Origin of the sequence: Bacillus pinisoli (assembly GCF_023036475.1) — a bacterium.
GTDB classification, from domain to species: domain Bacteria; phylum Bacillota; class Bacilli; order Bacillales; family SA4; genus Bacillus_BS; species Bacillus_BS pinisoli.
In genome coordinates this window covers 177,940-190,616 of record NZ_JAJQKI010000003.1, presented here as the reverse complement: position 1 = coordinate 190,616, position 12,677 = coordinate 177,940, and the positions used below count along the sequence as shown (strand labels likewise).

At 37.5% G+C, this 12,677-nt stretch carries 9 protein-coding genes; 8 read left to right on the top strand and 1 reads right to left on the bottom strand.

Annotated elements, in window-relative coordinates; genetic code table 11:
- The first annotated feature begins 11 nt into the window (after positions 1 to 11).
- The 8 genes from hemC to ysxE all read left to right on the top strand — a co-directional run bounded on the left by hemC (position 12) and on the right by ysxE (position 10,953).
- Positions 12 to 947 (top strand): hydroxymethylbilane synthase, encoded by a 936-nt coding sequence (gene hemC, locus LT143_RS05560; protein ID WP_246940938.1) that lies wholly within the window; start codon positions 12 to 14, stop codon positions 945 to 947.
- Positions 944 to 1,738 carry a uroporphyrinogen-III synthase gene (locus tag LT143_RS05555; RefSeq protein WP_246940935.1) on the top strand — a complete coding sequence of 265 codons (795 nt, stop codon included), beginning with the start codon at positions 944 to 946 and terminating at the stop codon, positions 1,736 to 1,738. Before hemC ends, LT143_RS05555 begins: the two co-directional genes overlap by 4 nt.
- The gene (gene hemB / locus LT143_RS05550) at positions 1,725 to 2,702 is read left to right on the top strand and encodes a porphobilinogen synthase (RefSeq protein WP_246940932.1); all 978 of its coding nucleotides are present in this window, start codon (positions 1,725 to 1,727) and stop codon (positions 2,700 to 2,702) included. Before LT143_RS05555 ends, hemB begins: the two co-directional genes overlap by 14 nt.
- 15 nt (positions 2,703 to 2,717) lie before the next feature.
- Entirely contained in the window at positions 2,718 to 4,007 is a 1,290-nt protein-coding gene (gene hemL, locus LT143_RS05545; RefSeq protein WP_246940929.1) for a glutamate-1-semialdehyde 2,1-aminomutase, read from the top strand.
- Positions 4,008 to 4,253: 246 nt separating this feature from the next.
- Positions 4,254 to 4,598, top strand: a complete 345-nt coding sequence (locus LT143_RS05540; RefSeq protein WP_246940926.1) for a hypothetical protein — start codon at positions 4,254 to 4,256, stop codon at positions 4,596 to 4,598.
- 312 nt (positions 4,599 to 4,910) lie between these two features.
- The gene (locus tag LT143_RS05535; RefSeq protein ID WP_246940923.1) at positions 4,911 to 8,411 is read left to right on the top strand and encodes a bifunctional 2',3'-cyclic-nucleotide 2'-phosphodiesterase/3'-nucleotidase; all 3,501 of its coding nucleotides are present in this window, start codon (positions 4,911 to 4,913) and stop codon (positions 8,409 to 8,411) included.
- A gap of 215 nt (positions 8,412 to 8,626) precedes the next feature.
- Positions 8,627 to 9,787, top strand: a complete 1,161-nt coding sequence (spoVID, locus tag LT143_RS05530; RefSeq protein WP_246940919.1) for a stage VI sporulation protein D — start codon at positions 8,627 to 8,629, stop codon at positions 9,785 to 9,787.
- 119 nt (positions 9,788 to 9,906) lie between these two features.
- A complete protein-coding gene (ysxE, locus tag LT143_RS05525) occupies positions 9,907 to 10,953 on the top strand; it encodes a spore coat protein YsxE (RefSeq protein ID WP_246940915.1) in 1,047 nt (348 codons plus the stop codon).
- Positions 10,954 to 11,344: 391 nt separating this feature from the next.
- On the opposite strand, the gene LT143_RS05520 is transcribed toward ysxE, so the two are convergent.
- On the bottom strand, positions 11,345 to 12,484 hold the full coding sequence (locus LT143_RS05520) for an IS110 family RNA-guided transposase (RefSeq protein ID WP_246940912.1): 1,140 nt from the start codon (positions 12,482 to 12,484) through the stop codon (positions 11,345 to 11,347).
- Positions 12,485 to 12,677: the final 193 nt, after the last annotated feature.

Sequence of the window (12,677 nt, the reverse complement as noted above, 5' to 3'; positions counted from 1 at the left end):
GATTTTATTAAATGAGAAAAATCGTTGTTGGATCAAGACGAAGTAAGCTAGCCATAACTCAAACAAACTGGGTTATTGAGCAGCTAAAGGCGCTTGGTGCTCCTTTTGAGTTTGAAGTGAAGGAAATTGTGACAAAGGGAGATATCATCCTTGATGTTACGTTGTCTAAAGTCGGAGGAAAAGGCCTATTTGTTAAGGAAATCGAACAGGCAATGTTAGATAAGGAAATTGATATGGCTGTTCATAGTATGAAAGACATGCCAGCCGTTCTTCCAGAAGGACTAATGGTAGGTTGTATGCCAAAGCGTGTGGATTATCGAGATGCACTTATTTCCAAAGATCATGTTCCTTTAATGGAGCTAAAAAAAGGTGCTATCGTCGGAACAAGTAGCTTAAGAAGAAGTGCGCAACTACTGGCCGTTCGACCGGACTTAGAAATTAAGTGGATTAGAGGAAATATTGATACTAGATTATCAAAACTTCAAAATGAAGAGTATGATGCCATTATTTTAGCAGCGGCAGGATTAAAGCGTATGGGCTGGGATGATGATGTCGTAACGGAATACTTAGAAGCAGATCTTTGTTTACCTGCGGTAGGTCAGGGTGCACTTTCTATTGAATGTAGGGAAGAGGATCATGAGTTACTAGAGCTTCTACAGAAACTAAATGATGAGACAACTGAAAAAACGGTTCGTGCCGAGAGAGTATTCCTTCATGATCTAGAAGGAGGCTGTCAGGTACCGATTGCAGGATTAGCGACATTACTAGAAGATGGAAATGTAGAGCTAACTGGTTTAGTTGGTTCACCAGATGGGAAAACGATACTTAAAGAAACCGTTACAGGTGCCGATTACGAAGAAGTCGGAAGACAGGTAGCAACGATATTACGTAATCAAGGGGCTTCTGAATTAATACAAAAAGTAAAACAGGAGCTTGATTCTCAGTGATCACTTCTCCATTACTGGATAAGAAAATTGTTCTAACTCGTAATGAAGAGAAAAGTAACGAGCTGGCAACGAAAATCAAGGAGCAGGGCGGAATACCCATTATTATGCCTCTTATTGATTTTCGGCCAGCTACACTTACAAATGTAGAAAAAAAGATGTTAACTCAATTAGAACAAGTTGATTGGTTAATCTTTACAAGTGCCAACGGAATACACTACTTCTTTAAGGCTTTAAAAAACTTACATATTCAACTTAATAACAACATTAAAATAGCAGTTGTTGGGACTAAAACTGAAGCTGCTTTACATAATATGGGCTATCATCCAACATTACTACCCAAGGCCTTTTCAGCTGAGGGGATTGTTGAGGCGTTTCAGGGGAGAAAAGTTTACAATCAATCTTTTATCTATGTGAAAGGAAATCTAGCGAGAGATGTAATTTCAACGGAATTAACGAAGCTAGGTGCCAGCATTCAAGAGTTAACTGTTTATGAAACATATTGCCCAACAAAACAGGATGATATCCTACGTTTGTTGCATGATAAAATAGATGCCATCACGTTTACCAGTCCTTCTACTGTTCGTCATTTTGTTCAGTTATTGGAAGGAAGGGAATGGAGAAATTGGCTTAATGACTCTGTTGTTTGCTGTATTGGTCCAATAACAGAAAAAGCTGCACGTGACGCGGGTATGTTTCCTGCTATTGTTCCATCTACATATACCATGACTCATCTCATGAATGAATTAAGTTCATACTTTCAGAAAGAAGGGGAATCAGATGACTTATTTTAATCGCCATCGTCGTTTAAGACAGTCTGCTAATCTTCGCACTATGGTTAGAGAGACACACTTACATAAAGAAGATTTCATTTATCCAATCTTTGTTGTCGAACAGGAAAATGTAAAACATGAAGTGCCTTCTATGCCGGGAGTTTACCATTTTTCACTTGACCTTCTGCTAGAAGAAGTAAAAGAAGTGGTGAATCTTGGTATCAAGTCTATTATTTTATTCGGTGTACCGAATGAAAAAGACGAAGTAGGTTCTTGTGCTTATGATGAGAACGGTATTGTTCAACAGGCAATTCGTCTAGTAAAAGCAGAATACCCTGAGTTAGTTGTGGTAGCGGATACATGTTTATGTCAATATACCTCTCACGGACACTGTGGTGTTGTAGAGAATGGATATGTCCAAAATGATGTAAGTCTTGAGCTACTTGCCAAAACAGCTGTAAGCCAAGCGAGAGCAGGCGCTGACATTATTGCCCCTTCAAACATGATGGATGGCTTTGTAGCCGCAATACGTCAAGGATTAGATGAAGCAGGCTTTGTCGACACACCCATCATGTCTTACGCGGTGAAATATGCTTCTTCTTTCTATGGTCCATTCCGTGACGCAGCACATAGTACGCCACAGTTTGGAGATCGTAAAACCTATCAAATGGACCCTGCTAATCGTTTAGAGGCTTTACGTGAAGCTGAATCTGATCTAGCTGAAGGTGCTGATTTCTTAATTGTTAAGCCGGCACTGTCCTATTTAGATATTATTCGAGATGTAAAAAACAATTTTAATGCACCTATTGTTGCTTATAACGTAAGTGGAGAATATTCCATGATAAAAGCAGCTGCTCAAAATGGATGGATTTCTGAAAAGGAAATTGTGCTAGAAAAACTAACAAGTATGAAGCGTGCGGGTGTTGATTTAATCATTACCTATTTTGCAAAAGATGCTGCCGCGTGGTTATCTGAGAACGATTAACGGGAGGCTATACAAATGAAGCAATTTACAAAATCAATCGAAGCTTTCAAAGAAGCAAAAGAGCTTTTACCAGGTGGAGTAAATAGCCCGGTTCGTGCTTTTAAGTCTGTAAAAATGGATCCTCTTTTCATGGAAAGAGGAAAGGGCTCAAAAATTTATGATATCGATGGAAATGAATATATTGACTATGTGCTCTCTTGGGGTCCACTTATCCATGGTCATGCTGACGATGAAGTGGTAGAAGCGATCAAAAAGGTAACCGAATCTGGAACAAGCTTTGGAGCTCCTACCCTGATTGAAACAGAACTGGCACGATTAGTACTTGAAAGAATTCCTTCTATTGAGATGGTCCGTATGGTTAGCTCAGGAACGGAAGCTACAATGAGTGCTCTTCGTCTTGCTCGTGGATATACAGGCCGTAATAAGATTATGAAATTCGAAGGTTGTTATCATGGACATGGTGACTCTTTATTAATTAAAGCAGGTTCTGGAGTAGCCACATTAGGCTTGCCTGATAGCCCTGGTGTGCCTGAAGGAATTGCCCAAAATACAATTACTGTTCCTTACAATGATCTTGAAAGCGTTAAGTATGCGTTTGAGCAGTTTGGTGATGATATTGCGGGTATTATTATTGAGCCAGTTGCTGGGAATATGGGAGTAGTGACGCCACTACCAGGATATTTAGAGCAATTAAGGGAAATCACATCACAGTACGGAGCGTTATTAATTTTTGATGAAGTAATGACAGGATTTAGAGTAGGGTATCATTCTGCTCAAGGTAAATATAACGTAATACCAGATCTAACCTGTCTTGGAAAGGTTATAGGTGGAGGCTTACCTGTTGGTGCCTATGGTGGAAGAAGAGAGATTATGGAACAGATTGCCCCTGCTGGACCTATTTATCAAGCAGGAACGTTATCAGGTAATCCACTTGCTATGACAGCAGGTTTGGAAACACTAAGAAAACTAACGCCGGCTTCATATGAAGAGTTCGAAAGAAAAGCTGACCGACTAGTCGAAGGATTAACAGCGGCAGCGAAGAAACATGGAATTCCTCACTCTTTAACAAGAGCGGGTTCTATGGTAGGATTCTTCTTTAAAGATGGAGAAGTAACTAATTATGACCAAGCAAAAGAAGCAAACTTAGATATGTTTGCAGATTATTATCAGTTAATGCTCCAAGAAGGTGTTTTCCTGCCACCTTCTCAATTTGAAGGAATGTTCTTATCAACTGCACACTCTGATGAAGACATTGAACATACGATTCAAGCAGCAGAAACAGCATTTTCTAAACTTACAAAATAAAGTAAGGCTCTTTAAAAACTTTGTTCCTAGTACTGGACATTGTACTACCGAGTTAAAATCCGGCTTTTGGGATTTTAACGAATATAATCTTTACAAGAGCCTGAAGAAAAAGACATTGCAAAATTCGCAATGTCTTTTTTTATGTTACAAAAGATTCAGTAGACTAACTAAATGTTTTTCCCCTTACATAAATTTGTTGCATATAGGCAAAATGATAGAAACAAATCAAATTGGAGAAAAACATCTATGATCTTTCTTGCTATAACGTTAATGTTAGCCGGGTTATTTGTAATCAATGCTATATACGCGTATCACACGAAGCATGTTGACGCTCATTTCTTATCTACTTTATGGTACTATGTTAAAGTTTCGCCTTTTTTCCTATCAGCGAGTTTAATGATAGGATATGGAGTAAAATTCTTAACCAAAATAGTGGATCATTTAACCTTCTCTCTGATTGTATCTAAAGGACTGGAGATTTTAGTGAGTGTGGCAATTGGATATATCTTTTTGAAAGAAGTTCCAAGCTGGAGGACAATTCTTGGAATCACGATTATAATAACGGGTTTTTGGATAGTAAAAGGTAAATAGAATTTACTTAGTTATACATGTAGAAAAACTTCTTCATAATTGAAAGGGTCCTAATCGTCTTAATGATTAGGACCCTCAATTTTTTAACCTTTTCTCCATTCTATCCCTCTCATAATAAATCCACTTTCAGGCAGAGTGGCATTCAAGATGAATAAATGATGTCAAATGTTGTACACATTGTCTTTATAGTATTCTTCTGTAATAAGTTTGTAATGGATTAGATACCAAAATTTCACACTAAGCTACTAATTAATCTGCTATATTAAACGGGGAGATTAAGAGTCTCTCAAATAATAATAAAGGATGGATCTTATGAAATTGAGGAGTACAATGATTGGTCAAAAGATACTGTCGAGTACACTTGCACTAACTCTTCTGGTAACACCTTTTATGTCAACTAATGTAAGCGCTACAAAAACGTCTGTGAGTAAAGTGCAATCAGAGGTTGAACTTCGTATCATGGAAACAACAGACATACATACGAATCTAGTAAACTTTGATTACTACAAGAATGCTGAAGCACCAAAGCTTGGACTTGCGAAGACTGCCACTTTAATTAAACAAGCTAGGGCAGAAGTAAAAAACACTGTGTTAGTAGACAACGGTGATCTCATACAAGGTACTCCACTTGGCACATACAAAGCTAAAATAGATCCTTTAGAGGATGGGGAGTTACATCCTGTTATAAAGGCTATGAATTTAATGGGCTATGATATGGCGACTTTAGGAAATCATGAGTTTAATTATGGACTAGAATTTCTAGACGAAGTATATGATGATGCCAACTTTCCATTCGTCAATGCAAATGTATATGTTGATGACCGAGATCAAGACCCAACTAATGATGTAAACAAATATGCTCCTTATAAGATCGTAAATAAAAAAGTAACTGATAAATCTGGGAAAACAAATGTAATTAAAATTGGATACATTGGTTTTGTTCCACCTCAAATCAATGAATGGGACAAAGCTCATCTTGATGGAAAAGTCATTACAAAAAATATCGTAGAAACAGCTAATAAATTTATTCCGCAGATGAAAGAAGAAGGAGCGGATGTCATTATTGCTCTAGCTCATTCTGGATTTAGTGGAAATGAAGCTAATACAGAAGATACTGTTTATGCACTTAGTAAGGTAGAAGGAATTGATGCTATTACTTTCTCTCATACTCATAAAACGTTTCCTGGCATTAATTTAGATCCTTTATTTAAAGATGCTTCAGGACAACTATTACCAGGAGTAGACAACAATAAGGGAACCATTAATGGTGTGGCAGCAGTACAAGCTGGATTTGGAGGTAGATCGTTAGGAATTATCGATCTAACACTTCAAAAAGTAAAGGGAAAATGGTCGGTAGCCAATTCTCAATCTTTTACTAAAGAAATTGACAAGGTGCAGCCTGATCAAGCAATATTGGATGCTGTGCAAGCTGATCATGCGGCAACAATTAAATATGTAAATACACCGATCGGTACGACAACTGATGATATCTACAGCTACTTTGCTTTAGTTCAAGATGATCCATCCATTCAAGTAGTTACGAACGCTCAAAAGTGGTATGTTGAGAAATACATTGAATTGAACAAGCCAGAGTATAAACATCTCCCTATTTTATCAGTTGGTGCTCCTTTTAAAGCGGGGCGTAATGGTGTTGATGAGTACACTGAAATTAAAAAAGGTGATTTGACAATCCGAAGTGCTGGAGATTTATATTTATACGATAATACCTTAAAAGCTATTAAGGTTAAAGGTTCAACTGTTAAAGAGTGGCTGGAAATGTCAGCAGGAAAGTTTAATCAAATTGACGTTTCAAAAACAGATACTCAAGAGTTATTAAATCCAGCTTTTCCAGTCTATAATTTTGATGTGATAGATGGAGTAGAGTATCAAATTGATGTTACACAACCTGCTAAGTATGGTTTAAAAGGTGAATTATTAAATCCTGACTCAAGCCGTGTCGTGAACTTAGAATATAATGGAGAATCTTTAGATTTAGATCAGGATTTTATTGTGGTTACAAATAATTACCGTGCTGGTGGTGGTGGGAACTTCCCAGGTGTGAAGGTCAGTGAAATGGTTGTAGATTCTGCAGATGAAAATCGCCAAATCTTAATGGATTATATTTCTGAAGTTAAGGAAATTACTCCAACAGCCGATAACAATTGGGCTATTGCACCGATCTCAGAAGAGGTAAATGTCACATTTACAACTTCTCCAAAAGCAGAGCAATATATTACTGAGAGAAGTCCATTTACTTTTACCGGTACTACAGATGCAAAAGGTTTTGGAATCTTTACGATTGACTTAAACCGAGGTGTAAAAGTTCAAATCTTAGGTTTAAATGATTTACATGGACAGCTAGATACGACTAGTTTAATAGGAAAAGATAAAATTCCTGCTGGTAAAATTGAATATACAGCAGCAGCATTAAAAGAAAGAGAAGCAACGAATCCAAACACTTTACTTGTTCATGCAGGTGATATGATTGGTGGAAGTCCATTAATTTCTGCTTTATTCCAAGATGAGCCAACTATTGAAGTACTAGAAGCAATGGGCTTTGATGCAGGAACGCTTGGAAATCATGAATTTGATGAGGGAATCGATGAGCTTCGTCGCATTCTTTACGGTGGAGATCATCCAAATGGAAATCCAGGTTATGATGGTACCGATTTCCCTATGGTTGCAGCAAATGCATTTGATACAAGAGATGGTCAACTAATTACAGCACCTTATACAGTTCACACTCTTGGTGGACAGAAAATTGGATTTATCGGAGTGGTCACACAAGAAACACCAGATATGATCGTTCGTAAAGGAAACGAGACATTAAAAATCACGGACGAAGTGCAAGCGATTAACAAGTATACGGCAGAACTAAAGAGCCAAGGTGTTGAGGCAATCATTGTATTAGCCCATAATCCAGCAGCTCAAACGGGATATACAGATGCATTTGATGCGAGTCGAATTGCTGAACAAATTAATGATGAAGTGGATGTCATTTTTGCTGCACATAACCATGTAAAAGTTAATAGAATCGTAGATAATAAATTAATTGTTCAAGCTTATTCTTATGGATCTGCATTCTCAGATGTTGATATTGAAATAGATCCATTTACTGGTGATATCTATCATAAGGTAGCTGACATAGTTACTGTATACCAAAGTGATTACACACCAGACCCAACAGTTGCTGCTATTATGGCAAAGTACGCTGCTAAGGTTGAGCCAATTAAAGCAGCAGTAGTAGGTGAATCTTTATATACTCTTGAAAAGAGTTATCCTACTGTTACACGCGAATTTGGTGATTTTGGTCTTGGTAATCTAATTGCAGATGGTATGAGAGCTGCTATGAATGCTGACTTTGCTTTAATGAATGGTGGAGGAGTTCGTGCACCAATGGAAGCAGGAGAAGTAACGTTTGGAGATGTGTTTGCTGTCCAACCATTCGGTAATGTCCTTAATAAGATTAGTTTAAGTGGACAGGATTTATATGAGATTATGAATTTACAGATTTCTGCAAAGGGACTTGATTATTTCGTTTCTGGGTTCACGTATACGTATACGTATAATGACGCCACAAAGACTGGAAAAGTAGGAGATCTTTTCTTACCAGATGGAAGTAAGATTGACTTAGAAAAAGAATATACCGTGGTTATCAATAGTTTTATGTATGGTAAAACGGAATTTAGTTCAAGAGCTACAAACATGGAAGTGGGTCCTGGAGATTTAGAGGCGACAATGGAATTTATAAAATCCCTCCCTAAGCCTTTTGAATATAAGAGTGAGGGACGAATCAAAAGAATATATGAATAATAAAAAAGCTGTAGTGGTCCAACAGGGCTCCTACAGCTTTTGTTATACATATTCTTAAATTTCCGTCATACAAAGTGAAAGTAAACCAGTTAAAGTAAAAAAACGTTAAGAAGTTTCTCTTGAATATAAAATTTTTCTCATAAACAAGCGTAGACTATCATAAATTCATAATGACATCGTAAATATTTAGGAGGGTTTGAAAGGAGGAACGGACTTTGACAGTTGAAAAGCAATCGGCGATACGATTTTCTGTAGAAGAGTCCATTTGGTTTGAAAGAGGACAGGAAGTAGCAGAATTGTTGTCAATGTCACTTGATCCTGAAATCATCATCCAAGAGCATGATCAATATATATCTGTTAGAGGTGGGCTAATGTTAACAGGGGAGTATCATGCAGATGATTCAGAGAGAGAAGGCTCGTCTTTACCAACTGGTGCCAGAACGGTCCAAGAGGTTGCGACGAACGAAGAAGGATTATCTATCTTAAAACACAAGTTTCCAATTGATATCACTATCCCTAAAAACAGAATTCAAAGCTTAAACGATGTATATGTGACCATTGAGAGCTTTGATTATGAATTGCCACAAAGAGGAAATCTCTTACTGGAGGCAGAGCTTTCTATCACTGGAATTTATGAGGATGTAGATCGAAGTGAGGCTGCACCAGAGCAACCACAACCACTTCAACCAATTGAAAGCGTGATAGAGGATGTGGAAGAAGAAGTAGAAGATAAAGTAGCAGAAGTAGCAGAAGTCGTTGAAGAGAAAGTAGCAGAAGTAGCAGAAGAGGTTAAAGAGAAAGCACCTGCAACACCAGAGGTTCCTGTAGCAGTAGAGGAAGAAGAAGAAGAGCTTGTACAACCTCTTATGAGAGGATCTCTGTATAAGGAGAATGATGTGGAGGAGGCTGAGGAACAAGATCCATACACTCCTTTCGTTGTTGAGGCAAAGAGAGATCCTGAGTTAGATGCTGCTGAGGATCAGGCTGAAGAAACAGTTGAAGCTATTGCGGAACAGATAGAAGAGGAAGTAGAAGAAGAGGAAGTGCCTGTACTAGCAAGAAATGCAGGCCCACAATTAGAGTTTAAGAGTCGTGTCGAAACACCTGCTGTGAAAGCTTCGGATGATCAAGAAGAAGGTACAACAAAGCGTGATGAAAATGCGTTATACCTAACTAAGATCTTTGCTAAGGAAGAAGAAGCAGAAACGACGCGATTAAAGATGTGTATTGTTCAAAAGGATGAGACTCTTGAAATTATTGCGGAGAGATACGATGTACAGGCGCAAACATTAATAAGAGTCAATCATTTAGACCGAGAGCATCTTGCAGAAGGACAGATTCTATATATCCCTGTGGCTGTAGGTAACTTAAGATAGTACAAGAAAACGTGAGAGAGTGTTAGCTCCTCACGTCTTTCTTTAGTATAAAGCAGCTTTTAGAAATTAAGAGGATAATAGTTTGTTAATGTACTAACTGGTAAAAAGGAGGTGCAGACATGACCACTAAATTAGACTTTGCGATTCAAGCTTTATTAAATGAATATGGAATAAAGGCCGATTATGTAGAGGATAGGGGCTCAATAAAGAAGGTGTATTCCCAACATGGCACACTAGCTGTGAAGAAAACAACTCTGTCTCCTACTGAACTTCAACAATATGAACGTACATTGAAGTTTTTACATTATAAAGGTTATGGTATGGCGGTACCTGTTTATCGAACAACAGCGGGTTCTTATTTTGTGTTTGACCAACAACAGTCAGCTTATTATGTAATGCCTTGGTTGTCAGCTAACCAAGAGGAAGAACGAAATGATCATGCGTTTAAGCTTTTTAAGCAGCTCGGAGAACTTCATGCTAAAACTTCTAAAGATGAACAAGTCTCAGAAGAGGAAATTGAAAAGCTTGTTGAAACGGAGAAAGATAAGTGGAAGAAGAGAAAAATAAACTTAGAGAGATATGTGGAACAATGCGAGGAAAAGACGTATATGTCTCCTTTTGAGTTGTATTTTTGTACGTACTACCATGAACTAACTCGTGCAAGTGACTTTGCTTCACGGAAATTAGACGAATGGCATGAACAAATGAAGGAAAAAAAGAATTATAGAACGGCGTTTACCCATGGAAAGCCATCTTTTCAGCATTACTTATATAATGTTGAAGGAAACGGGTATTTGATCAATTTTGAGCGCGCTAAGAGAACACCAGCTATTTATGACCTTCTGTATTTCTTCTATCGTTCTTGTAAGACTTTTCCGTTTCAAAATGACGACAGGTTTCAATGGTTTCAAGCCTATCAAAAGCAATATCCACTTCGAGAAGATGAACTTACACTCTTCATGGCTCAACTTGCCTATCCCGAAAGCCTATATAAAGCTGTACAAGAATATCGAAAAAATAAAAAAGGGAAATCGGAAAGAGAGCATGTCCAACATTTACAAAGAGCATATTGGCAAATGAAGAATATTGAATACTTCCTGACGAATGTGATGATGCATGAGGAAAAAAGAAAGCAGCAAGAAGCGCAGGAGGCACAAATAACTTGATAGAGTTAATCTTGTAGTGAAACGCATGGATATTTTTATATCTATGCGTTTTTTATTGCAGATTAAGAATCCAAAGCCACAATAAAAAACCAAATCATTACGCGATTTGGTTTAGGTGACTTGCATGCAGGGTATTATAGTTGGCCTTATATTAAGGCTGTTTTCGTATAGATTGTTGCTTTCGTAAAAATCCCAAAAGCCGGATTTTTACTTGGTAGTACAAAGCTTCTGCTTTAAATTTAGATAGTTGCTCTTTTCTGTGAAAATAATTATAGGGTTTAAACTTCACCCGAACTGTTTATCCTAATACTAATTAAATTTTACAATAGGAAAGTAGAGCTACCTTAATTTAAGGTTTCTCGTATAACTTTTTTATTGTTTGTCTATACTGCTAGTTTACGGGTGTCTCGTGGTAGGGTTCCTTGTTTAAAAGCATGTGATAGACAATCGTAAGCATTCGGTGTGCTATCGCAACGAGTGCTTTTTTCTTTCCTCTTCTTGCAGCCAATGACCAATATTTAGTTGATAATCTTTTATTTCGACTTCGTGAAACAGCCCAGGCAGCTTCACATAAAGCAGATTTTATGTGTGGATTTCCATTCATCGTTCGTGAACTCTTTCGTTTCCCTGCACTTTCATGATTACCGGGTGACAAACCTGCCCAAGAGGCGAGGTGTTTAGAGGTTGGAAATTGAATCATATCCACACCTATTTCAGCCAAGATAACCGCAGCTGTGTCTTTCTTAATACCTGGCATTGTAATAAGAAGATTTACTTCTTTTTGATACTTTACTAAAACGTCATCGATTCTTTTCTCAATTTCAGCTATTAATTCTTCCAGGTTTACAATGTGCATCCAAGATTGCTTGATAAGAAAAATCTGATGATCATTCAATGTTCCAAATAATGAATCGGTAATTAATTGTCTCTTATGTGCCATCTTTCCGTGGATTCTCTGTTCAACTTCTTCCGAATCTATATAACCTTCCGTCATTAGTTTTTCTAAGAGCTTTCTTCCTGAAACTCCAAATACATCTGAAATAACGGTTCCCAATTTGATGTTTGAAGCCTCGAGTACTTTCTGAATCCGATTCTTTTCAGATGTCATATGACCAATCCACTTCTTTCTAAGACGTGTTAAATCACGAAGATTACGAAAGTCTTCAGGAGGAACAAAGCTTTTTTCAATCAAGCCATGTCTTAATAATTTGGCGATCCATTCTGCATCTGAAACATCTGTTTTTCTACCTGGAACGTTCTTAATTCTTTGTGCATTAGCTAAGGTAATATCAAAGAAATCTTCTAAAATATTGTAAACAGGTTTCCAATAAATCCCGGTGCTTTCCATCGCAATATGGGTAACCTGTTTTTCCTCTAGCCACTTTAATAGGCGAAATAAATCTTTCGTTAAAGTAGGAAAGGTTTCAATCTCCTTTTCCATGTCAGTTTCAGATTCACCCAACAATACACAAGCTACAATTGTTTCTGCATGAACATCTAAACCCGCACACCGTTTGTATAATAGTTCCATTCCACTCTTCCTTCATAAAGTATTCCACAAACAGTGGAACGAATTTGAAATTGAACATTTTTCTGTTCGTAGTCATCTCTCATAAAAGAGAGAGCTAACAATGGGTTGTGCACCAAATTCATTCCAACAGTTTTCTAAACAGGGTCAAACCACCATTAAGAGCCACGTTATATACTCACTGTTTGTAGTATCT

Coding starts and splice junctions, on each gene's coding strand:
- hemC (WP_246940938.1), top strand. CDS start 12: ATGAGAAAAATCGTTGTTGGATCAAGACGAAGTAAGCTAGCCATAACT.
- hemB (WP_246940932.1), top strand. CDS start 1,725: ATGACTTATTTTAATCGCCATCGTCGTTTAAGACAGTCTGCTAATCTT.
- hemL (WP_246940929.1), top strand. CDS start 2,718: ATGAAGCAATTTACAAAATCAATCGAAGCTTTCAAAGAAGCAAAAGAG.
- LT143_RS05540 (WP_246940926.1), top strand. CDS start 4,254: ATGATCTTTCTTGCTATAACGTTAATGTTAGCCGGGTTATTTGTAATC.
- LT143_RS05535 (WP_246940923.1), top strand. CDS start 4,911: ATGAAATTGAGGAGTACAATGATTGGTCAAAAGATACTGTCGAGTACA.
- ysxE (WP_246940915.1), top strand. CDS start 9,907: ATGACCACTAAATTAGACTTTGCGATTCAAGCTTTATTAAATGAATAT.
- LT143_RS05520 (WP_246940912.1), bottom strand. CDS start 12,484: ATGGAACTATTATACAAACGGTGTGCGGGTTTAGATGTTCATGCAGAA.